Below are 21,881 nucleotides of genomic sequence, written 5' to 3'. Positions count from 1 at the left end.
GCGTGCCGCGGTTTTGCCCGTTGAAGGCGCGATGATACGCCGCAAACGGGCTTAGCCGTGCTGCCAGGCGGGTTGATCGGGGATGAACAGGCGCAGCGTATCCCCGACCCTCAGCAGCCCCTCGCGCTCGATCCAGGCGGTCACGCCCCGTCGGTGGGCAGCGGCGGACTTGAACTTGGGGCCGTGGCCGGGGCTGTCTTTTTCGATCTCGCGACCGGGCAGCACGCAGGGGCGGTTTTCCGTGTCAATCGTGATCGTCGCACCAGAGGTCGCTTGCAACCGCGCATTGGGCGGCACATGGGTGAAATCGGGGATGCCTTTGATCACCATAGACGTGCCAAGGTGCACGGGGTCCAGCGTGTCCAACCCCATATCTGCCGCGATCAGGGCCATCTCTTCGGCCGACAGGATCGACAGCTGGCGCACATTCCGGATGTCGGTGCCTTTGGGGTAGAGGTTGGTCACCCGCACACAGGACGCACGGGTCAGCCCTGCGTGTACGTCATCTTCGAAACCGGCATAGCTGGCAAAGGCCGCGTCGACGGGTTCTGCGCGGCGACCCTTGGCGAGTTTCGGCACCACGCCAAGCCACGTAATCGTAGCGGTAAATTTCGTTTCTTTCATCGTGGGCATTGCGCACGTCCTTTGTGATGCGTTGTCGGCAATCTGCGCAAAGCCGCACCAAAAGAAAAGGCCCCGCGGGTGCAGGGCCTTTCGTTTCGTTCAAACTAACTTAGCGCGAAAGCGTCAGACGCTTGGCTCAGGCTCCATCCCGCTTGGCGGAGGCGTCTTTTTGCCCTTTGCCTTTGGGATCGCGGTCAGGCTTGGTTTATCCAAACCACTGGTATCCTCACCATCGGGGTCTTGCGGCGGTTTGCCACTCATCACGCGTTTGATCTCTTCGCCGGTAAGGGTTTCGTATTCCAGCAAGCCTTGGGCCAGACGTTCGAATTCTTCCTCGTGGTCAGTGATCATTTTAAAGGCACGGTCGTAACCTTCGTCGATGATCCGCTTCACTTCGGATTCGATCAGTTCCTTGGTGGCCGCAGAAACGCTGAACCCGCCTGCGCCGCCATTGGCCTGATAACCGGCTGCTGCTTCGGAATAGTCGATGTTCCCGACCTTGTCCGACATACCCATGCGCATCACCATGCCGCGAGCCAGTTGGCTGGCCTGCATGATATCGCCCATTGGGCCGGAGGAGACAGTCTCAGCGCCGTACTTGAAGATTTCAGCCGCTTTGCCCGCCATAGTCATAGAGATTTTTTGCTCGGCTTCGTCCTTGAACATCTGCAGCTTGTCCATTTCGGGCAGGCTCATCACCATACCCAAGGCACCGCCACGCGGAATGATCGTGGCCTTATAGACCGGATCACATTTCGGCAGCTTGATCCCGACGATGGCGTGACCGGCTTCGTGGTAGGCGGTCTTTTCCTTCTGGTCCTGCGTCAGGACCATAGAGCGGCGTTCCGCCCCCATCATGATCTTGTCCTTGGCAGATTCGAAATCCATCATCGCGACAAAGCGACGGCCCACGCGGGCGGCGGTGAGGGCGGCCTCGTTCACGAGGTTCGCCAGATCCGCACCAGAGAAGCCGGGCGTGCCGCGTGCGATAATGCGCAGATCCACATCGGGGCCAAGCGGGGTTTTGCGAGCGTGCACCCCAAGGATCTTTTCACGGCCTTTGATGTCGGGGTTGCCCACGGTGATCTGACGGTCAAAGCGGCCCGGACGCAGCAAGGCAGGGTCCAGCACGTCTTTGCGGTTGGTCGCGGCGATGATGATCACGCCTTCGTTCGCCTCAAAGCCGTCCATTTCAACCAGCAGCTGGTTCAGTGTCTGTTCGCGCTCGTCGTTGCCACCGCCATAGCCCGCACCACGGGACCGGCCCACGGCATCGATTTCGTCGATGAATACGATACACGGTGCGTTTTTCTTGGCCTGTTCGAACATGTCGCGCACACGGGAGGCACCCACACCGACGAACATCTCGACAAAGTCAGAACCAGAGATGGTGAAGAACGGCACACCCGCCTCACCCGCAATCGCGCGTGCCAGCAGTGTTTTACCGGTACCGGGAGGGCCCTCAAGCAAGGCACCTTTGGGGATCTTGCCGCCCAAGCGGCTAAATTTTTGCGGGTTGCGCAGGAATTCAACGATCTCTTCCAGCTCTTCTTTTGCTTCGTCGATGCCCGCAACGTCGTCAAAGGTCACGCGGCCATGCTTTTCGGTCAGCATCTTGGCCTTGGACTTGCCAAAGCCCATCGCCCCACCTTTGCCACCGCCCTGCATGCGGTTCATGAAATAGATCCATACACCAATCAGCAGAAGGATCGGCAGCAGCGACATCAGGAATGTCTGGAAACCGGACTGTTGCTGGGGCTCGGCGCGCACCGGAATGTCCTTGGACATCAGCAGGCTGGTGACTTCGGCGTCTTCGGGCCGGATCGTGACATAGTCACTGCCATCGGCACGGCGGAAACGAACCTGTTCGCCGTCCAGCGTGACGTTGCGCACGTCGCCTGCTTCTACAGCGGTCACAAATTCGGAATAGCTGATTTCGCGGCTTTGCATCCCGCCAGTCGAACCGCTGAACAGATTGAACAGCGCCAAAACCAAAAGCATCAATACAACCCAAAAGGCGAGATTGCGCATATTACCCAAAGGAAAGTCTCCTAAATCCGGGGGACGGCACCAAACACAATGCCCGATGTGTGTAAGATAGACACGATCGGCACATGTTCAATGCGTCATATGTGCGGCGAAAAAGGCATCTTCACCGCGTTCGAGCACTGCTTGCCAGTTTTGCGACCGACCGACAAGGGGGGCAGCGACCAGTTCCGCGCCCTGCCACACCGCCGGAGAGGACAATAGCACCCCCCGCGGCACCGCCAGATCGCGCCAATCCGCAAAGCTGCGCAAGGCATCTGCGCCCAAGGGCCGGATGATGGGCTGGTCCGAAGGGGATGACATGCCCGTGCAAGGCTTCATGCGCCAACGCCCATCCCAAAGCGCATCAGCGGGGCAACTGAGGGCCCGCACAGCCTGCAACTCTCTGAAGATCCACAGTTTATCATCTTTCAGGCGCAATTCGCAGCCCTGTACCGTCGCCGCCCCTGCCGCCTCAAGCGCTGCCATCACTTCGGCCAACGCGCTGCTGCGGGGGGCGTAGGGTGCCCCGTTGACCCAAGCGATGGCGTGCGTGACCAGACGGCGGCGGGTCTCTGTCGGGAGGTCGCGCAAACCCTGCCAGTCGATTGCCACCGCGCCGCACTCTATTGTGGCAAGGGCACGTGCAGCGGCGCACATCTGCACATCAAGCGCCCTACGGGCATCCGCAAGGTTACGCGAGACATCTGCAAGTGCCACAGAATCAACGCCCAAATCGGTTAATACGACAAGCGCCTTGCGGATGCGGACCCGCGCGTAACTGTCGTCCTCATTGCTCGGATCTTCGGCCCACGCGATCCCGCGCTGCCTGAGAAGCTGACGCAGATCATCCCGACGTGCGTCCAACAAGGGCCTGTGCCACCGCATTCCGTGGCGGTCAAAGACGGCAGGCATACCCGACAATCCGTCGACCCCTGCACGTCGCCCCAAACGCATCACGAATGTTTCGGCCTGATCGTCAGCGGTGTGGCCAATGCAAACGGCCCCGATACCATGCCCACGCGCCCAATCAGCAAGCAGCTGGTACCGAGCTTTGCGGGCTTCGTTCTGGAGGTTTCCGCTGCCGTCCCAATCTGACCACCGCAGTGTTTCATGGAAAACGCCAAGCGCGTGGCATTGATCGGCAACCATCGCGGCCTCTGCGGCGGCTTCGGGGCGCAGACGGTGATCGACGGTGGCCGCAAAAAGGGGAATGCCCCGCGGGGCGGCATAATCATTCAACAGATGCAAAAGCGCGATTGAATCGCCGCCCCCCGACACCGCCACACCAAGGGCGGCGGGCGGCGCGAGGTCAAAGCTGGCGGCGATCTTTTCCGCCAACCCGACAGTCATAAGATCACTGGCAGGCAAGCACGCTGCGTTCGGATTGGGCTTGGGCGACGAAGGGGCTCGTTGGGAAACGGGACGCGACTTCGCCAAGTGTGACGCAGGCTTCTTGGGTTTGGCCCAGTGCCCCAAGGGAACTGCCAAGCTGGTACAGCGCCTCTGCCGCGACGGGGCCGTTGGGATCGGTGCTAAAGCTCGCAAGATAGGCCCGAGCAGCTTCGCGCGTGTCGCCTAATCCGTCCAAGGCATCGCCGCGCCGCAGATCGGCCTCGGGGCCTAGCGGCCCGCCTGGGTAGGTCTGATTAAAGGTCGCAAACTGGTCCGCGGCGGTGCGAAAGTCACCGTCAGCGAGCGCCGCCTTCGCCCGCTCAAAGTCTGTTTTTTCCCCGACAGCAAGTTCCGCGGTGTTGGTTGTGGTAGAGTTGGAGGTCAAAGGATCAACCGGTGCCGGTACTGGCGTGGCCGGTGCCATGGTCGCAGGCATCTCGCCCCCGCCAAGGGTAGAGGTCTGACCAAGGTTCCCGACGTCACCGCCTTCTAGTTCGACGAGCCGGAATTCCAGATCACCGATCCGGTTGGTCCCATCTGTGACCACCCGGTTGATCTGGTTTTCCAGCTCTTCTGTTTTTGAGGTCAGGCGTTGCAGTTCGCTTTCCATTGCGTTGACACGCTCAAGCACCGATCCACCAGTAACCGCAACGCTTGCGCTGCCACTAGTAGATAGTTCCCGGCGCAGTTTTTGCACCTCGACGTTCAGCACTGTCAGTTCCTGACGCACATCCGCCAAAGTCTGCGCGTCCTGCGCTTGCGCCGTCACCGGCCCAAAGGCCAGTCCAAGCGCGACAATCAAAGCAAACCGCATATTAAATTCCTAACCTATCGTAGACAACTTAGCTGGTCAGACCGCCCGCGAGTACGGTCACGGCCCGACGGTTCTTGGCATAGCAGGCCTCGTTCGAACAAATCTCGATCGGGCGCTCCTTACCATAGCTTACAACGCGCAGACGGCTGGATGCGATCCCGCGAGAGAGCAAATATTCGCGTGCGGCATTGGCACGGCGAGCGCCAAGCGCAAGGTTGTATTCCCGTGTGCCCTGCTCGTCCGCGTGACCTTCGATCACGGCCTGGTAGTCGGTATTCGTGTTCAACCACGCGGCCTGACCGTCCAGCGTCGCCTGTCCTTCGGGGGTCAGGGTAGATTGGTCGATCAAGAACAAGACGCGGTCACCGATGGCTTGTTGGAAATAGGCGGTGGACGCCGGGTCGTTCACGCTGCCAGGAACGATACCCCCGTTGAGGCCCGCGCCGTTCGCGGCCCCGTTGTTCATGCCGTCCGCACCAAAGCGGTCAGGGTTGGTACAGGCCGAAACGGCCAGGGCTGCGATCAATAGAGTTGCGGTAAGAATGCGGTTCATGGACTGTGCCTTTTTGACGATAGCATTTGGTGTGTCTGTTGTGACGGTGGTACCATAGTGCCTTGGTATTGGGAAACACCAAGGCACTATGGCTCATTTTTACTTTTGAAGCGGCGACCAGGACGGATCGGAGCCGCCCTCTTGGGTGCGCACAGGCTTGAGGTTCCGGCCAGAGATATCGACCGAATACAGCGACGACGCTCCGCCTGCCCCTTGGGTTTCGCGCGCAAACATGATGACCCGTCCGTTTGGCGCCCATGTCGGGCCCTCATCCAGGAAGGAGGCGGTCAGCAGACGTTCCTCGGACCCGTCCAGACGCATCACACCGATGTGGAACCGGCCTTTGTTCTGCTTGGTAAAGGCCACCAGATCGCCGCGCGGCGACCAGACCGGCGTGCCATAACGCCCCTCGCCGAACGAGATCCGCGTCGCCTCGCCGCCTGACGCGGGCATGACGTAAAGCTGCTGCGACCCGGAACGATCGCTTTCGAACACAATCCGGCTGCCGTCGGGCGAATAGCTGGGTGCGGTTTCGATCGCGGGCGTATTGGTCAGACGGGTCGATTGGCCCGTGCCGATATCCATCGTAAAGATATCCGTGTTCCCACCTTGGGTCAGCGAATAGACGACGGTATTCCCGGACGGAGAGAACCGCGGCGCAAAGCTCATCGTGCCTTCGGCGCTTTCCAGAACGCGGCGCTGTACCGATCCGATGTCCAACACATAGATCCGCGGGAACCCACTTTCATAGCTGGTGTACAAAATACGATCCCCCGACGGCGAGAACCGCGGCGCAAGCACGATGGACGAGCTGTCGGTCAGATAGCGCACATTGGCCCCATCATAATCCATCACAGCCAGCCGTTTCGCGCGGTCATCCTTGGGGCCCGTTTCCGAGACATAGACGACGCGGCTGTCAAAATAGCCGCCCTCGCCAGTGATGCGCGAATAGACAGCGTCCGCCACCTTATGCGCCATCCGGCGCCAGCCATCGACTGTGCCCGCGAATTGCAGACCCGATCCCAGTTCGGCACCGGAAAACACATCGTACAGACGGAATTTCACGTTCAGCGTATTGCCCGACACGCTTACGGCACCGGTGATCAGCGCTTGCGCGTTGATCGCCTTCCAGTCGGCGTATTGGATCGGCGCGTTAAAATCGCTTACCGTCGAGATATAGGCGCTGGCCGGCACTTCGCGGAATAGACCGGAGCCAACTAGGTCCTCGGACACGACACGCGCCAAATCGACAGCCATCTGCCCGGCGTCACCGCTTTCGGGCTGAAAGCTGGGCACGGCAAAGGGCAAGGGTTCGATGACACCTTCAGTAATCTCGATCCGCAAAGGTCCGTCCTGCGCCTGCGCAACCGAGGCAACACCGCCGATAAGCGCGAGACATATGCTCAGAATTCGTACAATCATTTGATGCGCATCCTTTCAGGATTAAAGGTCATCTCAATATTCTGCCATTGACCGAATTTTTCTACAGGAAGCTGGTAGCCGCGCGCACCACAGCGGATAATTGCCCGCCGTGCAGCTTCGAATGCCTGATCGGCGGCCCCCTGCGACCCGCCTGAACTGCTGGTCAGCTTGATCGAATTGGTCTGTGGCGTGCCATCCTGATTCATGGCGACGCTTACCACAACAGTAGTGCGCAATGCCTCCGAGGAAAGCGAACCGACGTTCCAACACGAAGAAACCGCCACGCGCAGCGATTCTTTCTCACCCGCAGACAAAGGCGGACCGGACGGGGCCGACGGCGCGGGCGGCGCATCAGGTGTACCCATAGCTTCCGCGAGCGCTGCCGCCACGGCGTCTTTGTCCGTTGTCGGCTCAGGCTTGGGCTTGGGGGCCTCGGGCTTGGGCGTTTCCGGTTTTGGGGTCGCAGGCTTGGGCGTCTCGGGCTTCGGCGTCTCGACAGGTTTCTCGGCCACCTGCGGCGCGGGTGGGGTCGGGCGACGTGCGGGTGGGCGGGCCGATTGGTTTGGCGACGCTTTAGGTGCTTCCGCGGCTTCTGTCACGATCTGGGTCGTCGCCTCTTCGGGAGCGGTGGCTTCTTGTGCCTCTTCCACGACTTTCTCTGCCGGTGCGTCCGGTGTCGCCGCTTCGCGCAAAACATCATCGGTGCGTGCCTCGGGGTCCGGCGTCTCTACGGGTTCAGGGGCCACACGTTCTACGGGGCGCGGTACTGCGACGGGGGCCTCTTCGGGTGCGAGAACGGCGACATCTGCCGGCGGCTCGGGCAGTTCCGGTGCCTGCTCGCTCACCTCTTCAGAGGGGGGCGGCGCGACGGGTTCCGGCACGGGCTCTGGTTCGGGCGCAGGCTCCGGCTCGGGTGCGGGCTCGGGTTCAGGTTCAGGCTCGGGTTCGGGCGCGGGCTTCGCTGCTGCCTCTGCCTGCGCAGACTGCGCTGCAGCGACCATCTCGTCATATTGCGCGGCCGAAATGACCGAAACTTCCTGAATCTCCACAGGTTCGGTGCGCGAGGTAAAGATATTACCTAGCAACAGCCAGCCAATGAGCCCCAGGTGACCCGCGCCAGAGATGTAATGCCCCTTGTGCATACTTACCCGCCTGACGCGCCTGTGCCGTCCAACTTTGGCCCGCCGGTTTCAGTGACCAGACCAATGTTGCTAAAGCCACCTGCGTTCAACGCGCCCATGATTTCCATGATTGACGCATAAGGCACAGCCCCGTCAGCCCGCAGAAACACGCGGTCGCTGGCACGCTCTGCCGAAATGGCACGCAGCTTGGACACCAGATCATCGCGGCCGGTTTCGGTCTTCTGAATCTGCACAGACCCGTCAGCCAGAACGGTCACCGTCAAAGGCTCCTCCTGCTCCGAAGGCAGGGCCGTTGCCGCCGTCTTGGGCAGTTCAACCGGCACACCGACCGTCAACAAAGGGGCCGCGACCATAAAGATAATCAAGAGCACCAGCATCACGTCAACAAACGGCGTGATGTTAATCTCTGCCATCGGCTGCGCCCGACCGCGACGACGGCCACGGCCACCCCCGCCTTGCTTTTTCATCACCCCACCTGCCATGGCTCAGCTATCCAGCTGGCGGCTAAGGATGGTGGCAAATTCATCGGCAAAGGCTTCGTAGCCGCCCAGAATGCGGTCTGAATCCGCGCTCAGCTTGTTGTAGAAAATAACTGCCGGAATAGCTGCCAAAAGGCCAATCCCCGTGGCCAGCAACGCCTCGGCGATACCGGGGGCAACGACCACAAGGCTGGTATTTTGTTGTGCGGCGATCTCGATAAAGGAGTTCATGATCCCGAATACGGTCCCGAACAGACCGATGAACGGCGCAGTGGACCCTGTGGTTGCCAACACGGGCAAGCCTTTTTGCAGACGCTCTGCTTCTTTGGCGATTGCCACGTCCATGCTGCGGTCGATCCGCGCGGTGGCACCGGGGATCAGCCCGCCATCCTCGCGATGCGACCGACGCCATTCGGTCATACCGGCGGCGAAAATCTTTTCGGCGGCCCCATCGGGGTTCGAGCCGATTGTGTCATAAAGCCCATCCAAAGGCTCGCCCGACCAGAACGCCTGATCGAACCGTTCGGCTTCGGCTTTGGCATGGCGATACTGGATCATCTTCTGGACAATGATCGACCACGACCAGAAGGACGCAGCGATCAACATGATCATCACGAGTTTTACGGTAATTGTCGCACGGAGAAATAGGCCCAAGAGCGAGAAATCAATCTCGCTCGCCGCCGCCAGCGTTTCTGCTTCCATCGGTCCTGCTCTTTTCGTTGCGCCCCTTAGGGGCTTCATCTGCCTCAACGGCCCTGTTTTCCAAGGCGCTATTTGGCACAAGCTTAGCCGAAGGCAATATCTATTGCTAGGATTATGGGGGCTATCCGCCGGCTAGACAGGGATTGAGCGAAGTTTCGCTGGCAATCGACAGGGTTTACCGGACGCCGCGATACAAACGATCGTGACCACCGCCCGAAACAAGACCACATCGCCGCGTTTGACCTCTTGCTGCATGACCATGCGTGCGGGCGTGATCGACGTGGGCCACGTCACGACATCCAGCATGTCATCAAAGACGGCGGGCTGGATATAGTCGCCTTCTACCCGTCGCACAGCAAAGACCACACCTTCGGCCTTCATCGCCAGCTGGTCGATGCCCATCTCGCGCACCCAATCGCTGCGCGCCCGTTCGATATAGCGCAGGTAGTTCGCGTAATAGACGATCCCCGCCATGTCGGTATCTTCATAGTAAACGCGGATGGACAGATGGTGGGTCACTGTGCGGCTCCGATCCGGGCGAACAGGCGCAATGCGTGCGATGGGTCCTGTGCCACAGCGGGCATCACAGGGTCATAGGCTGCGCGCAACAGCGCTGCGATCTCGGGCTTCAGGATCGTTGCCCCTTCGTGCAGCGCCAGCGGCGATGCCTCACGAAACGCGGCATCAGACCACAGCACAAACGATTGCACGATCTGCCCAAGCGCCAGAGCCTGCGCAGGCATCGCGCTTAGCTGAGCATCCATGCGGAGGAAAACGAAACAGGCCTTGATCGCCCCCGCCTCGTCAAACCGGAACAGACGGTATTGATTGGCACCCACCGCCTCCAGCTTTTGGACCAAGGGGCTAAGGTCGGGGACCAGCCGATCAAGATCGGGGACCTCTGTCAGCTCTGACCAATCCTTAAAGAAGAACATCATCAGATTGCTGCCGAGCTCCGGATCGGTTTCGGACATGCTATGCCCCGCCAGCTGGCATGTCGCCTCTATCGCGCTTTTGACCACGGTCAGCGTCGTATCATCAACGCCAAACACGACAGGCGCCAAGGGGCGGCCCCACCGGGCAAAGGCATAGGTGTCGTCGCTTCGGGTAAACAGCGCTTCGATCTCTTGTGGTGTCATCTCAACTTCCAAATGGTCTTAAATCCTCGCCGAAGGCATCCCCGCCCTCAGCCAAACAAATCCGCCCGCGGCTTGGGCGGGGCCATCCCCAGATGCGTCCAGGCCTTCTGCGCCAGCATCCGGCCCCGCGGGGTCCGCTGGATCAGGCCTTGCTGTAGCAGAAAGGGCTCGATCACCTCTTCCAGCGCGTCGCGCGATTCAGACAGCGCTGCCGACATCGTCTCGATCCCGACCGGTCCGCCCTGATAATTTTCCGCGATCAGGCGCAAATAGCGGCGGTCCGCGCCGTCCAGTCCCAGCTGATCGACTCCCAGACGCGTCAGCGCCATATCGGCCAGTGCGCGGGTCACGCGACCATCACCCTCGACGACAGCGAAATCCACAACGCGGCGCAGCAGCCGGCCCGCGATGCGCGGCGTGCCACGGGCGCGTTTGGCAATCTCGCGCGCGCCGCCCTCATCGGCAGGGGCCCCCAGCTTGCGGGCGTTGCGGTCCACGATGATGAACAACTCGTCCTCGGTATAGAACTGCAAACGCGTAGGAATGCCAAAACGGTCGCGCAGCGGCGTGGTCAACAGGCCCATGCGCGTTGTCGCACCAACCAGCGTAAAGGGCTGCAATTCGATGCGCACCGTCCGCGCAGCGGGCCCTTCGCCGATCACGAGGTCCAGCTCGAAATCCTCAAGCGCGGGATAAAGCACTTCTTCCACGGCGGGGTTCAGGCGGTGAATTTCATCGATAAACAACACATCGCGGGCCTCGAGATTGGTCAGGATCGCTGCCAGATCGCCGGCCTTGGCCAGCACAGGCCCAGAGGTCATCCGAAAACCAACCCCCAGCTCGCGCGACATGATCTGCGCCAACGTCGTCTTGCCCAGACCGGGTGGGCCGTGGAACAGCGTGTGGTCCATCGCCTCGCCGCGCTGCTTGGCCGACTGAATGAACACCTTGAGGTTCGCCCGCGCCTCTGCCTGACCGACGAATTCATCCAGCATCTGCGGGCGTAGGGCGCGGTCACCATCACCGGGCAGCGGGTCCGGCCGCAAAGTTGGGTCACTGTCGATCATCAAATATCCAAGCAAAATTCATCACGAAGGTCACGCGCCTATGCGCATCCTACTCTCTCGGAGCAAGCAGTTTCAACGCCGCGCGGATCAACTGCGGGGTGTCGGCCTCGGGGTTCTCTCCGGCGGCTTGCGCCACCGCCCCTGCTGCATCCCCCGGCCCATAACCCAGATTGGCAAGCGCCGACAGCGCCTCTGACTGGGCGGACTGGTTGGGCGGGGCGACGGGGCGACGTTTGGGTGACGCCGGTTCGATCACCTCCGCCGCCTCTACCTCGCCATGCGCCTCTGCCAAAGTGCCGGTCATTGCCATCACGCCGGGGGCCTTGTCCTTGAGATCAAGCACCACACGCTGCGCGATCTTGGGGCCGACGCCTTTGGCCACTTTGACCGCGTTCCAGTCGCCAAGCGCAATTGCACGGCTGACCCCGTCTGGCCCAAGCGCGCCCAGAATAGCCAAGGACGCTTTCGCCCCCACCCCTTGAACAGAGGTCAGCAGCCGGTGCCATTCTTTTTCCACCAAGGTCTGAAAGCCGAAAAGCTGCATGAGGTCTTCGCGGACCACAAGATCGGTGAACAGGGCTACGACCTCGCCCACGCCGGGCAACGCGGCCATCGTCCGGTCCGAACAATACACCAGATAGCCCACACCGCGCACATCAATCAGCAGATGGTCCGGCGCGCGGTAGTCGATGCGTCCTGTGATCTTGCCAATCATGCGCTTGCCCTTGCGACGGCCTGCGCCAGCGTACTGGCCCCACCATGATGCGCGTGACAGATCGCAATCGCTAGTGCGTCCGCCGCGTCCGGTCCCGCGATTTCTGCCCCTGGAAGCTGCATGCGCACCATATGAAGCACCTGCCCCTTATCCGCGTGACCAACCCCAACGACTGTTTTCTTGACCGTGTTCGGCGCATATTCACCCACAGCCAGCCCCGCCTGTGCGGGCACCAACATCGCGATCCCCCGCGCCTGCCCCAGCTTGAGCGTCCCCGCGCCGTCTTTGTTCACAAACGTCTGTTCCACCGCGGCAGAGCCGGGACGGTAAGTCACCATGACGCGGGTCAACTGCGCGTGCAGCGACAGCAGGCGCGCGGCAAGCTCAACCCCTTCGGACTGGCAAATGCCATTTGCGACATGCGTAATCCGGCTTCCGGCGACGTCGATCACGCCCCAGCCCATATTGCGCAACCCCGGATCAATGCCGATTACCCGTATCATATGCCCATTATCCTCACGTATTTTATTTTTCCAAGGCAGTAGCACGAAACGCGAACATCCACCAAGGGTTTTGCACATCGCCACACAAAAGTCACAATTGAACCAGAAGCCGCGTTTTTGCGGCGGTTAGCGACGCTCGGATCGTCGAAAACGACCTACCTTCGCATCGGCGCAAATCCCTTATCTATAGGCGCGAAACCGCCAAATGCTGCTATGCAGCAAACGCAAGACACACATGCGCCGGTAGGTGTTGTGAAGTGTTTTTATTCTGCCTAATTGCACAGCGCACCGCCGGATAATCCGGCTTTCTTTATTCAAGGATGGCTCTCATGGCTGTTTACTATAATACCCCAACCACCTACGGCACCGCTGCTGCTGTAAATCGCTTTTTCGCGCGTCTTGGCGATGTTGCCGGCAACCTGACCAAATGGAACGATGCCCGCGTGACACGCAACGCTCTTTCCGCACTGTCCGACCGTGAGCTCGACGATATCGGTCTGGTCCGTGGTGACATCGAACGCGTCGCACTGAACCACTTTATCCGCTAAGGTTCGATGACTGATTGCGCCCAAGGGGCTGCCAACCCAAAGCACAAGCCACGCACATCTGAATGATCTGCGTGGCTTCCTTTATTTTACGTCAGTGAAATATGACGGTGCAGCTCACCGTCCCCCAGCGACCCTATCCGCGAAAGACCGGGCCCAGCTTACGCGCCAACGCTTGCGTCACCGGATCGGCCTGCAGAACCCACGCCCCCGCCTGTTCGACAATTGTGCCCTGCGCCAATGTCGTCAGACGCGCATCATAGGTCATGGGGCCGATGGCCGCCAAAACAAACCCTTTGAAGCAGACGAAAAGCAACACCAGCCCAACCAGCAGCTTGGTCGGCACCCGAAGGCCGCGCCGCGCCGGATGCGCGACCACCAGCCCGTCGGCGCGAATGGTGGTGTAATAGCCCTGAGCGAGCCTGACTTTCTTACTTTCTAAACTCTTTACGCGTGATCCAAATTGTTGACGAGCATCAACCATGGCAGCCTCTATTTGCTAAAGGCCCCCACCTCTCGCAGGATCACAATAAAGCAAGAATGTGTCAAATTCTCTGCATTTCGACCTTGTTCGTGGCGAAAAGTGACAAAGATTATGGCATTTTCTGGACAGTCAACGTGGTCCAGTCGCCAATCACCTCTCGATTGACCAGATTGATGCCGGATTGCGCATAAACCTCGACCACGTCGTCTGCCTGTTCGTTTAAAATGCCAGATAGAATCGCATAGCCCTCGGGGGCCAGCGCCTCGGCCATATCGGGGGCAAGCGCGACCAGCGGCCCCTTGAGGATATTTGCGAATACCAGATCGAATGGCGCGCGCGATGCCAGTTCAGGATGGTCAAACCCAGCCGCCTCGACGCAGATCAGACGGTCGGTCAGATTATTCGCGGCAGCGTTAGCGCGGGCCACGTCAACTGCGACCTCGTCAATATCGCTGGCCAACACCGGGTTCGGCCAGATGCGCGCCGCCGCCATGGCCAGAACCGCCGTGCCGCAGCCGATATCCGCCACGTTCTGCCCGACCATGCCGCCGTTCGCCAGCCGGTCCAACGCACGCAGACAGCCCAACGTCGTGCCATGGTGCCCCGTCCCAAAGGCCATCGCCGCCTCGATCAACAGCGGCTCACACCCTTCGGGCACCTTGTCAGCGTCATGGCTGCCATAGACAAAGAACCGCCCCGCCTCGACCGGCGACAGCTCGCGGCGCACATGCGCAACCCAATCGGTTTCAGGCAGTTCCGACACGACGAATTCCTTCGACCCCATGGAGGCCGCCAGAACCGCCAGCGCGGTTTCGTCCGGTGCCTCTTCGAAATAGCCGCCGACCTCCCACAGGCCCGATCCGTCTTCGATCTCGAACACGCCGACGCCGGTAGGTTCCGGCACCAGCCGCTCCATCGCTTCGCCCAAAGCATAGGCGGGCTTGCGTCCTTCGAGGGTCGTCAAAGCTGTGAATGTTGGCATGGGAAACTCCGTCAGGATCGCCGATATCGCCGCGCGACATCAGGCAGGGTCAATGAATGCTACTCGGCCGGGGCGGGCAGCGGATTGGAAAAAATCGTCTCGTTTCCCGGTACGGGATGACGCGGGATCATCAGCGATAACAACAGCGACACCAGCGCCATCCCCGCCGCGAGAAAGAAGACCGCCGCAGGCGACACCAGCCACAACAGGCCCAGCCCCACAGGCAGGAACACCGCCGCTATATGGTTGATGGTAAAGGCCACCGCCGCCGTAGGCGCGATATCGGCAGGGTCGGCGATCTTCTGGAAATAGGTCTTGAGCGCCAGCGCCAGCGCAAAGAACATGTGATCCAGCACATAAAGCGTCGCAGCCACCACCACGCCCCACCCCAGATAATAGACACCACCATAAGCCAGAAACACCAGGATCAGCCCGATATATTCAAAGCTCAGCGTGCGGCGTTCCCCAAAGAACCCCACAGCCCGCCCCATCAGCGGGGCAAAAATCATATTGGCGATCAGGTTGATGAGATACAGCATGGTGATCTCGTGCACATCGAACCCGAACCGTTCGACCATCATGAAACCCGCAAAAACGACAAAGATCTGCCGCCGCGCGCCCGACATGAATTGCAGCGCATAATAAAGCCAGTACCGTTTGCGCAGCACCATCTTCTTGATCTGCGGTGTCGGGGCCTCGAACTGAGGATAGGCCACCAGCGCCACCAGCGCGATCACCGCCGTCACGCCGCCGCCGATCAGATAGACGATGTTATAAGACAGCGACAACGTCTCCCACAGCCCCATGATCGCCAGATAGGCCACAAGCGTCGCCGCCGATCCCGCCGCCATCAGCCAGCCGATCATCCGCGGCGCATCCTCGATCTTCAGCCATTGTAGCTGCAACGACTGGTTTACCGTTTCGTAATAGTGAAACCCGATAGAGCTCAGCATCGTGATGGTCAGGATACCGCCCATCGACGGGAACCACGCGGTCAGCGCCGTCGCGACCCCCAGCAGCACCAGCGACACCAGCCCCAGAACCTGTTCGCGCACAAACAGGATGATCGCAATCACTCCGACCGCCAGAAAGCCCGGAATCTCGCGCACTGTATGCAGCAACCCGATGTCCGATCCGTCAAACGCCGCGACCTCGATCACAAAGTTATTCAGCAGCGCCGACCACGTATTGAACGCAATCGGCATGGCCAGCGCCATGAGGAACAGCAGCGCCACAGGACGTCGCCAGAACGGCTGATGCTTGGCATCTTCAAGGGTCACATATTGGGTCATGGGCATTTCCTTACCCCTGTTCCCACCCCTTGACGAGATCAAATCACCCAGTCCGGCCGGACGCCGGTAGCAACGGCAGCTTCCAAATGGCCAAAAATCCTCGCCGAAGGCATTCTTGCCCATCGGGCAAGAGAGAGCCGCGCCTAGTAAAAGCTCTGCGGGTCAATATCGACAGCGATGCGCACGTCGTTCTTCAACCGCAACTGTGCGACCCATTTTGTCAGCGCCTCTTGCAAGGGGGCGGTCTTCTCGGCTTTGACCAGCAGCCGCACGCGGTGGCGCCCGCGCACCCGTGCGATCGGCGCGGGGGCCGGCCCATAGACCTGCGCCCCGACGGCACGCAGCGGCCCGTCCTGCCTTGCCAACTGGTTGCCAGCATCGAACAGCGCGGCGACATCCGGCCCGCTCAGGATAATCCCCGCCATCCGGCCATAGGGCGGCACGCCCGCGTGACGTCGCTCTCCGGCTTCGGCTTTCCAAAAGCCCTCTTCGTCGCCCACAAGAATAGCGCGGATCACGGGATGGTCAGGTTGAAACGTCTGCAGCAGCGCGGTGCCCGGGGCCTCTGCCCGTCCGGCACGCCCCGCGACCTGCCGCATCAGCTGATAGGTCCGTTCTGCCGCGCGCAGATCCGACCCCATCAGGCCTAAATCGGCGTCGATCACCCCGACCAGCGTGAGGTTGGGAAAGTTGTGCCCCTTGGCGACCAACTGCGTGCCGATGATGATATCCGCCGCCCCGTCGGCAATCCCCGCGATCTCGGCCTTCAGCGCGCGGGCCGATCCGTACATATCCGAACTCAGCGTCGCGACCCGCGCCTCTGGCCAAAGCGCTGCGGCCTCTTCGCCCAACCGCTCCACCCCCGGACCAACTGCGGCCAGCTTGCCTTCAACCTCGCACGACGGGCAGGCCTCGGGCATGGGTTTGCTTTCGCCGCATTGGTGGCAAACGAGCCGTTTGAGATATCGGTGTTCGACCATACGTGCATCGCAATGGTCACAGCCTATTTGATGACCGCAGGCACGGCACAAGGTCACCGGCGCATAGCCGCGACGGTTGATAAACAGCATTGCCTGCTCGCCACGCTCAAGCCGCTTGTCGACTTCGGCGCGCAGACTGGGCGACACCCATTTGTCGCCAGGCAGAGCTTCGCTGCGCATATCAATCGCGCCCATCGTCGGCATCACCGCCGGACCAAAGCGTGACGTCAGCTCGACCCGCGTATATTTCCCAGCCTCTGCATTGGCCCAGCTTTCCAACGAAGGCGTAGCCGAGGCAAGCACCACCTGCGCCCGGCAGATCGACGCGCGCAGTACGGCCATGTCACGGGCGTTATACAGCACGCCCTCTTCTTGCTTGTACGAGGTGTCATGTTCCTCATCGACAACGATCAAGCCAAGGTTCTGAAACGGCAAAAACAGCGCCGATCGCGCGCCAATCACCACCTGAGCCTGCCCCTGCCCCACCATCTTCCAGATCCGGCGACGCTCTGTCGTTGTCGCCCCCGAATGCCACTCGGCAGGCTTCGCGCCAAACCGCGCCTGCACGCGGTGCAAGAACTGTTCGGTCAGCGCAATTTCCGGCAGCAGCACCAAGGCCTGCCTGCCGGACTTTAGCGCGGCGGCCACGGCCTCCAGATAGACTTCGGTTTTTCCCGATCCGGTGACACCGCGCAGTAACGTGGTGCCGTACTTCCCCGACGCCACACCCGCCGCCAACAGCACCGAGGCCGAGGCCTGATCGTCTGTCAGCTCTTTGCTGGGCAGGCTGGGGTCCATGCGCATAAACGGCAGATCGCGCGGGCTGTCCTGTTCAAGCACCGCGCCTTGGGTCACCAGCCCTTTGATCACGGAGGCCGTCACCCCCGACATCTCGGCCAGTTCCTTGAGCGTGAACGAAAGGTCGCCATATTCCGCCAATGTCTCGAGCACGCGACGACGCGCATCGGTCATGCGGTCGGGCTCCCCTTCTCCACGCCGGTAGATTTTGCGCATCGACGGCGGATCACCCAACCCCGGCGCGCGCGTCGCCAACCGCAACATCGCGGGCATGGGCGTCAGGGTATAAGCGGCAGCGCGAGTCAAAAAGCTGCGCAATTCTTCGCGCATGGGGGCGGCATCGAGCACACGGATCACAGACCGTATCTTGGACAGCTCGTAATCGCCCTGCCCAGCGCCCCAGACAACACCGATCACCTTGCGCGGGCCCAACGGGACCTCGACGAACGCACCCATATGGCAGCCGCCTTCGGGCGCTTTGTAATCCAGCGCACGGCCCAGTGGCTGGGTGGTCATTACGGCCACCAGCTCGTTTACATGAAAAAATTCTGGCGGTTTCACCAAGTGCTCCGGGCCGGGGTTACGGGAATTAGGGTTCCAGCTTGTCGGATGATGCGCTAAAGCCCTAGGCGACAGACATAGCCATTCCTGCTGCCTATTCCAACCTGAAGGACGTAACATGAAATTCTTCGTAGATACCGCCGAAATCGATGCCATCGCCGAGCTGAGCGATCTGGGCATGGTAGACGGGGTCACAACAAACCCGTCGCTGATCCTGAAATCCGGCCGCAACATTCTGGAAGTCACAAAAGAGATCTGCGATCTGGTCGACGGCCCCGTCTCTGCCGAAGTTGTCGCCACCAAAGCGGACGACATGATCGCCGAAGGCCGCAAGCTGGCCGAGATCGCTGAAAACATCGCCGTAAAGCTGCCCCTGACCTGGGACGGCCTGAAAGCGTGTAAAGTGCTTTCGGACGAGGGTAAGATGGTTAACGTCACGCTCTGCTTCTCGGCAAACCAAGCGTTGATCGCCGCCAAAGCCGGCGCTACATTCATCTCTCCGTTCATCGGGCGTCTGGATGATATCAACCTTGACGGTATGGACCTGATCCAGGACATCCGCACCATTTATGACAACTACGGCTTCGAGACCGAAATCCTTGCCGCGTCGATCCGCACCGTGAACCACGTGCTGGATGCCGCGCGTATCGGTGCCGACGTTATGACCGCCCCACCAGAAGTGATCAAGAAGCTGGCGTCGCACCCGCTGACAGACAAGGGTCTTGAGACCTTTATGGCAGACTGGGCAAAGACAGGTCAGAACATCCTCTGATCGCCTGATCAGGCCCAGACAAAGGGGTACGCGCCACACTTCTGCGCGTGCCCACCCCACCCCGCATGTCACGCGACAGTGCCACATGCGCCCCGGATCAAAGCCGCGCCAACGTTGCCTTGCCTCCGCCCCGCCGTTGCATCGCAAACGGGCGGTTTGACGCCGAAATACCACCCATATACCAAAAGAAAAAAGCAGATTTAGCCTGACGCGCATGCTATGTCAGTGCCAAATATAAAAAAGAGACCCGCATGAGCAGTAACCATAAAATCGAAGATTCCCTTCGGGAAGCGATTATTTCACAGCCCGACGTCATCCTTGACGACAACGACGTGATGCAGGCCCTGATCGCGGCGAATGAACGCGCGATGGGGGGCAACATCGTCGATCTGCGCGGCATCGCCATGGACCGCCTTGAGACCCGTCTGGACCGGCTTGAGGATACGCACCGCAATGTCATCGCCGCCGCCTATGAAAACCTTGCGGGGACCAACCAGATTCACCGTGCGATCCTGCGCATGCTTGACCCCGTTGATTTCGAACCCTTCCTCAAGGATCTTGGGGGCGAGGTTGCCGATATCCTGCGGGTCGATGCAGTGCGACTGGTGTTGGAATCTGCCGAGAATGACGACGATCCCGCGATCAAGCGCTTGGGCGACGTTCTCAACGTGGCGGAGCCGGGGTTCATCGACGACTATCTGTCAAACGGGCGCGGCGGCACGGTGCGTCAGGTTACCTTGCGCGGTGTCCAGCACAGCCCCGAACATATCTACGGCGGATCTGCCGACTGGATCCGGTCCGAAGCCTGCCTCAAGCTGAACTTTGGTGCGGGCCGTTTGCCGGGCCTGCTGATCCTCGGGTCGGAAGACCCCCATATGTTCAGCCCGCAACAAGGCACCGACCTGCTGGGGTTCTTCGCCGGTGTGTTCGAGCGGACAATGCGCCGCTGGCTGTCTTGAGCGGCGCAAACGCGATTTTGATCAGCCCCGCCGCGCGGGACGCCCTGCAAAACTGGCTGGACCATCAGCGCGCGCTCAAGGGCGCGGCTGAAAATACGATCACCGCCTATCGGGGAGATTTGATCGATTTCCTCGCTTTCATGACCCTGCACAAAGGCGACAGCCAAGGTCTGGGCGCGCTGTCAAAGATCACCATCACAGACATGCGCGCTTGGATGGCGCAGACGCGCAGCGCCGATGTCGGACCGCGGTCGATGGCCCGCAAACTGTCGGCGGTCAAAGCGTTCTACCGCTGGCTGGCAGAGCGTGAGGGGTTCGAGCCCACCGCCGTGCTGTCGACCAGATCACCGAAATTCCCCAAAAAGCTTCCGCGTCCGCTGGCAATTGATGCGGCGCAAGCGATGATCGACAGCGTTGAAATGCAATCGCGCCATGCGTGGGTGGCCGCGCGGGATGTGGCGGTGCTGACCCTGCTGTGGGGCTGCGGGCTGCGCATATCCGAGGCGCTTGGCCTCAAGGGTGCCGACGCGCCCCTGCCAGAGGTGCTGCGCATCGTCGGCAAGGGGGGCAAGGAACGGGTGGTGCCTGTCCTGCCCGCGGCACGCGATGCGGTGGACGCCTATTTGCAGGTCTGCCCCTACGGTCGCGAACGCGATGCGCCGTTGTTTCGCGCGGTGCGTGGCGGCCCCTTGGCAGCGCGGGCAATATCGCAGGTCATGGCGGACGCACGGATGCAGCTTGGCCTGCCCGCCAGCGCCACACCCCATGCGCTGCGCCACAGCTTTGCTACACATCTGCTGGACGCGGGCGGCGATTTGCGTGCGATCCAAGAGCTATTGGGCCATGCGTCGCTGTCCACCACCCAAGCCTATACCGCCGTCGATACCGCGCGTCTGATGGATGTCTATAACCGCGCCCACCCCAAGGCGGGCGGCGGCAGTTAACGGTCCAGCTGCGTGACGAAATCCTGCGCCGCTTTGGTCGGGTCGGCCAGCCCCTGCGCCACACGGTCGCTCAGCTCGGTCAGCGCGGCCTTGGCCTTGGGCTTTTCCAACTGCGCCAACAACGCTTGTTTTACCGCCTGCTCGAACCAATAGCGCGCCTGCGTGGCACGGGCGTGTTGCCAGAACCCCTGGGCACGCCGCCAGTCTGTCAGCGTCTCTACCTCTGCCCACGCTTCGTCCAGCCCGTTTTCCTGTAACGCAGAGACCATCATCGCCTTGGGAAATCCCTTGGGATCTTGCGGCCGTTTGCGCAGCAAGCGCAGGGCGCCGGCATAATCGGCACAGGTGCGCGACGCGGCGGGTTTCAGGTCCCCATCGGCTTTGTTGATCACGATGATATCCGCCATCTCCATGATGCCGCGCTTGACACCTTGCAGTTCGTCCCCGCCTGCGGGGGCCAGCAACAGCAAGAACACATCTGACATTTCGGCCACCACGGTCTCGGACTGTCCGACACCGACCGTTTCGATCAGTACCACGTCAAAGCCAGCCGCCTCGCACAGGGTCACCGCCTCGCGGGTGCGGCGGGCAACGCCGCCCAAATGGGTCTGGCTGGGCGACGGACGGATAAACGCATCACGTTCGCGCGCCAGCAAATCCATGCGCGTCTTATCCCCCAATATCGACCCGCCGGACCGCGAAGAGGACGGGTCGATCGCCAGCACAGCCACCTTAAGCCCGCGCCGGATCAGCATCATCCCAAAGCTTTCGATAAACGTGGATTTCCCAACCCCCGGCGTGCCCGAAAGACCAATCCGCAGCGCCTCGCGTCCTTTTGGCAGAGCTGCGAGCAGTTCCGTTGCCTGTGCGCGGTGATCCTCACGCCCGGATTCGACCAGCGTGATCCCCCGTGCCAACGCACGGCGTTCGCCTGCTGCAATGCCCTTGGCCAAATCATCGATGTTCATAGGTTCTGCCCCCTCG

The 21,881-nt window shown here is 61.0% G+C and carries 23 protein-coding genes; 4 read left to right on the top strand and 19 right to left on the bottom strand.

All coding sequences use genetic code 11. The annotated features are described in order from the left end of the window. Nucleotides 1-51: 51 nt before the first annotated feature. From ACVBAU_RS04555 to ruvC, 14 genes are all read right to left on the bottom strand, one after another. The gene (locus ACVBAU_RS04555; protein WP_448328135.1) at nt 52-633 is read right to left on the bottom strand and encodes an MOSC domain-containing protein; all 582 of its coding nucleotides are present in this window, start codon (nt 631-633) and stop codon (nt 52-54) included. Between the two features lie 114 nt (nt 634-747). Next, nucleotides 748-2,664 carry an ATP-dependent zinc metalloprotease FtsH gene (gene ftsH / locus ACVBAU_RS04550; RefSeq protein WP_138924208.1) on the bottom strand — a complete coding sequence of 639 codons (1,917 nt, stop codon included), beginning with the start codon at nt 2,662-2,664 and terminating at the stop codon, nt 748-750. A gap of 78 nt (nt 2,665-2,742) precedes the next feature. Continuing rightward, nucleotides 2,743-4,002, bottom strand: a complete 1,260-nt coding sequence (gene tilS, locus ACVBAU_RS04545; RefSeq protein ID WP_448328132.1) for a tRNA lysidine(34) synthetase TilS — start codon at nt 4,000-4,002, stop codon at nt 2,743-2,745. A 4-nt stretch (nt 4,003-4,006) separates the two neighbouring features. Then, nucleotides 4,007-4,858: a tol-pal system protein YbgF gene (gene ybgF / locus ACVBAU_RS04540; protein ID WP_448328130.1), complete on the bottom strand. Its 852-nt coding sequence runs from the start codon at nt 4,856-4,858 to the stop codon at nt 4,007-4,009. A gap of 28 nt (nt 4,859-4,886) precedes the next feature. Beyond that, the gene (gene pal, locus ACVBAU_RS04535) at nt 4,887-5,411 is read right to left on the bottom strand and encodes a peptidoglycan-associated lipoprotein Pal (protein ID WP_138924211.1); all 525 of its coding nucleotides are present in this window, start codon (nt 5,409-5,411) and stop codon (nt 4,887-4,889) included. A 99-nt stretch (nt 5,412-5,510) separates the two neighbouring features. After that, nucleotides 5,511-6,833 carry a Tol-Pal system beta propeller repeat protein TolB gene (tolB, locus tag ACVBAU_RS04530; protein WP_093733384.1) on the bottom strand — a complete coding sequence of 441 codons (1,323 nt, stop codon included), beginning with the start codon at nt 6,831-6,833 and terminating at the stop codon, nt 5,511-5,513. Beyond that, nucleotides 6,830-7,975, bottom strand: coding sequence for an energy transducer TonB (locus ACVBAU_RS04525; protein WP_448328127.1), 1,146 nt, complete (start codon nt 7,973-7,975; stop codon nt 6,830-6,832). Before ACVBAU_RS04525 ends, tolB begins: the two co-directional genes overlap by 4 nt. A gap of 2 nt (nt 7,976-7,977) precedes the next feature. Continuing rightward, complete coding sequence (gene tolR / locus ACVBAU_RS04520) at nt 7,978-8,457, bottom strand: protein TolR (protein WP_138924213.1); 480 nt, start codon at nt 8,455-8,457, stop codon at nt 7,978-7,980. Between the two features lie 3 nt (nt 8,458-8,460). After that, a complete protein-coding gene (gene tolQ / locus ACVBAU_RS04515) occupies nt 8,461-9,156 on the bottom strand; it encodes a protein TolQ (RefSeq protein WP_093733387.1) in 696 nt (231 codons plus the stop codon). Nucleotides 9,157-9,288: 132 nt separating this feature from the next. Beyond that, entirely contained in the window at nt 9,289-9,675 is a 387-nt protein-coding gene (ybgC, locus tag ACVBAU_RS04510) for a tol-pal system-associated acyl-CoA thioesterase (protein ID WP_138924214.1), read from the bottom strand. After that, nucleotides 9,672-10,295 (bottom strand): hypothetical protein, encoded by a 624-nt coding sequence (locus tag ACVBAU_RS04505; protein WP_448328124.1) that lies wholly within the window; start codon nt 10,293-10,295, stop codon nt 9,672-9,674. The genes ybgC and ACVBAU_RS04505 overlap by 4 nt, the downstream gene beginning before the upstream one ends. A gap of 47 nt (nt 10,296-10,342) precedes the next feature. After that, nucleotides 10,343-11,362, bottom strand: coding sequence for a Holliday junction branch migration DNA helicase RuvB (ruvB, locus tag ACVBAU_RS04500; protein WP_138924216.1), 1,020 nt, complete (start codon nt 11,360-11,362; stop codon nt 10,343-10,345). A gap of 49 nt (nt 11,363-11,411) precedes the next feature. Next, complete coding sequence (ruvA, locus tag ACVBAU_RS04495) at nt 11,412-12,077, bottom strand: Holliday junction branch migration protein RuvA (protein WP_138924217.1); 666 nt, start codon at nt 12,075-12,077, stop codon at nt 11,412-11,414. After that, on the bottom strand, nt 12,074-12,580 hold the full coding sequence (gene ruvC / locus ACVBAU_RS04490) for a crossover junction endodeoxyribonuclease RuvC (RefSeq protein WP_335744966.1): 507 nt from the start codon (nt 12,578-12,580) through the stop codon (nt 12,074-12,076). The genes ruvA and ruvC overlap by 4 nt, the downstream gene beginning before the upstream one ends. Nucleotides 12,581-12,909: 329 nt before the next feature. Between ruvC and ACVBAU_RS04485 the strand changes: the two genes are divergently transcribed. Next, nucleotides 12,910-13,128 carry a DUF1127 domain-containing protein gene (locus ACVBAU_RS04485; RefSeq protein WP_093733392.1) on the top strand — a complete coding sequence of 73 codons (219 nt, stop codon included), beginning with the start codon at nt 12,910-12,912 and terminating at the stop codon, nt 13,126-13,128. Nucleotides 13,129-13,261: 133 nt separating this feature from the next. Here ACVBAU_RS04485 and ACVBAU_RS04480 read toward each other — a convergent pair whose 3' ends face one another. The 4 genes from ACVBAU_RS04480 to ACVBAU_RS04465 form a co-directional block, all read right to left on the bottom strand. Beyond that, a complete protein-coding gene (locus ACVBAU_RS04480; RefSeq protein ID WP_138924218.1) occupies nt 13,262-13,609 on the bottom strand; it encodes a hypothetical protein in 348 nt (115 codons plus the stop codon). Between the two features lie 109 nt (nt 13,610-13,718). Next, nucleotides 13,719-14,591, bottom strand: coding sequence for a 50S ribosomal protein L11 methyltransferase (locus tag ACVBAU_RS04475; protein ID WP_138924219.1), 873 nt, complete (start codon nt 14,589-14,591; stop codon nt 13,719-13,721). A gap of 59 nt (nt 14,592-14,650) precedes the next feature. After that, nucleotides 14,651-15,883 (bottom strand): MFS transporter, encoded by a 1,233-nt coding sequence (locus ACVBAU_RS04470; RefSeq protein ID WP_448328121.1) that lies wholly within the window; start codon nt 15,881-15,883, stop codon nt 14,651-14,653. A gap of 143 nt (nt 15,884-16,026) precedes the next feature. Further along, nucleotides 16,027-18,222, bottom strand: a complete 2,196-nt coding sequence (locus ACVBAU_RS04465) for a primosomal protein N' (protein WP_448328119.1) — start codon at nt 18,220-18,222, stop codon at nt 16,027-16,029. A 118-nt stretch (nt 18,223-18,340) separates the two neighbouring features. Between ACVBAU_RS04465 and fsa the strand changes: the two genes are divergently transcribed. The 3 genes from fsa (at nt 18,341) to ACVBAU_RS04450 (ending at nt 20,897) form a co-directional block, all read left to right on the top strand. Beyond that, the gene (gene fsa, locus ACVBAU_RS04460) at nt 18,341-18,994 is read left to right on the top strand and encodes a fructose-6-phosphate aldolase (RefSeq protein WP_448328118.1); all 654 of its coding nucleotides are present in this window, start codon (nt 18,341-18,343) and stop codon (nt 18,992-18,994) included. A gap of 251 nt (nt 18,995-19,245) precedes the next feature. Further along, nucleotides 19,246-19,953, top strand: coding sequence for a DUF484 family protein (locus tag ACVBAU_RS04455; protein ID WP_138924223.1), 708 nt, complete (start codon nt 19,246-19,248; stop codon nt 19,951-19,953). Further along, the gene (locus tag ACVBAU_RS04450) at nt 19,950-20,897 is read left to right on the top strand and encodes a tyrosine recombinase XerC (RefSeq protein WP_448328115.1); all 948 of its coding nucleotides are present in this window, start codon (nt 19,950-19,952) and stop codon (nt 20,895-20,897) included. The genes ACVBAU_RS04455 and ACVBAU_RS04450 overlap by 4 nt, the downstream gene beginning before the upstream one ends. Here the strand turns inward: ACVBAU_RS04450 and meaB are convergent. Further along, nucleotides 20,894-21,865, bottom strand: coding sequence for a methylmalonyl Co-A mutase-associated GTPase MeaB (meaB, locus tag ACVBAU_RS04445; protein WP_448328113.1), 972 nt, complete (start codon nt 21,863-21,865; stop codon nt 20,894-20,896). The genes ACVBAU_RS04450 and meaB overlap by 4 nt on opposite strands. Nucleotides 21,866-21,881 lie beyond the last annotated feature (16 nt).

It is taken from the genome of Sulfitobacter sp. M13 (assembly GCF_053474885.1).
The sequence above is the reverse complement of the archived record's forward strand: the minus strand, read 5'-3'. Positions and strand labels throughout refer to the sequence as shown.

Bases quoted from the DNA above. Each gene is read 5' to 3' on its own strand.
- ruvA (WP_138924217.1), bottom strand. From the start codon at position 12,077: ATGATTGGCAAGATCACAGGACGCATCGACTACCGCGCGCCGGACCAT.
- tolR (WP_138924213.1), bottom strand. From the start codon at position 8,457: ATGGCAGGTGGGGTGATGAAAAAGCAAGGCGGGGGTGGCCGTGGCCGT.
- ACVBAU_RS04480 (WP_138924218.1), bottom strand. From the start codon at position 13,609: ATGGTTGATGCTCGTCAACAATTTGGATCACGCGTAAAGAGTTTAGAA.
- ruvC (WP_335744966.1), bottom strand. From the start codon at position 12,580: ATGATACGGGTAATCGGCATTGATCCGGGGTTGCGCAATATGGGCTGG.
- ACVBAU_RS04525 (WP_448328127.1), bottom strand. From the start codon at position 7,975: ATGCACAAGGGGCATTACATCTCTGGCGCGGGTCACCTGGGGCTCATT.
- tolB (WP_093733384.1), bottom strand. From the start codon at position 6,833: ATGATTGTACGAATTCTGAGCATATGTCTCGCGCTTATCGGCGGTGTT.
- tilS (WP_448328132.1), bottom strand. From the start codon at position 4,002: ATGACTGTCGGGTTGGCGGAAAAGATCGCCGCCAGCTTTGACCTCGCG.
- ACVBAU_RS04475 (WP_138924219.1), bottom strand. From the start codon at position 14,591: ATGCCAACATTCACAGCTTTGACGACCCTCGAAGGACGCAAGCCCGCC.
- ruvB (WP_138924216.1), bottom strand. From the start codon at position 11,362: ATGATCGACAGTGACCCAACTTTGCGGCCGGACCCGCTGCCCGGTGAT.
- ACVBAU_RS04470 (WP_448328121.1), bottom strand. From the start codon at position 15,883: ATGACCCAATATGTGACCCTTGAAGATGCCAAGCATCAGCCGTTCTGG.
- ACVBAU_RS04485 (WP_093733392.1), top strand. From the start codon at position 12,910: ATGGCTGTTTACTATAATACCCCAACCACCTACGGCACCGCTGCTGCT.
- fsa (WP_448328118.1), top strand. From the start codon at position 18,341: ATGAAATTCTTCGTAGATACCGCCGAAATCGATGCCATCGCCGAGCTG.
- pal (WP_138924211.1), bottom strand. From the start codon at position 5,411: ATGAACCGCATTCTTACCGCAACTCTATTGATCGCAGCCCTGGCCGTT.
- ybgF (WP_448328130.1), bottom strand. From the start codon at position 4,858: ATGCGGTTTGCTTTGATTGTCGCGCTTGGACTGGCCTTTGGGCCGGTG.
- ACVBAU_RS04505 (WP_448328124.1), bottom strand. From the start codon at position 10,295: ATGACACCACAAGAGATCGAAGCGCTGTTTACCCGAAGCGACGACACC.
- ACVBAU_RS04555 (WP_448328135.1), bottom strand. From the start codon at position 633: ATGCCCACGATGAAAGAAACGAAATTTACCGCTACGATTACGTGGCTT.
- ACVBAU_RS04455 (WP_138924223.1), top strand. From the start codon at position 19,246: ATGAGCAGTAACCATAAAATCGAAGATTCCCTTCGGGAAGCGATTATT.
- meaB (WP_448328113.1), bottom strand. From the start codon at position 21,865: ATGAACATCGATGATTTGGCCAAGGGCATTGCAGCAGGCGAACGCCGT.
- tolQ (WP_093733387.1), bottom strand. From the start codon at position 9,156: ATGGAAGCAGAAACGCTGGCGGCGGCGAGCGAGATTGATTTCTCGCTC.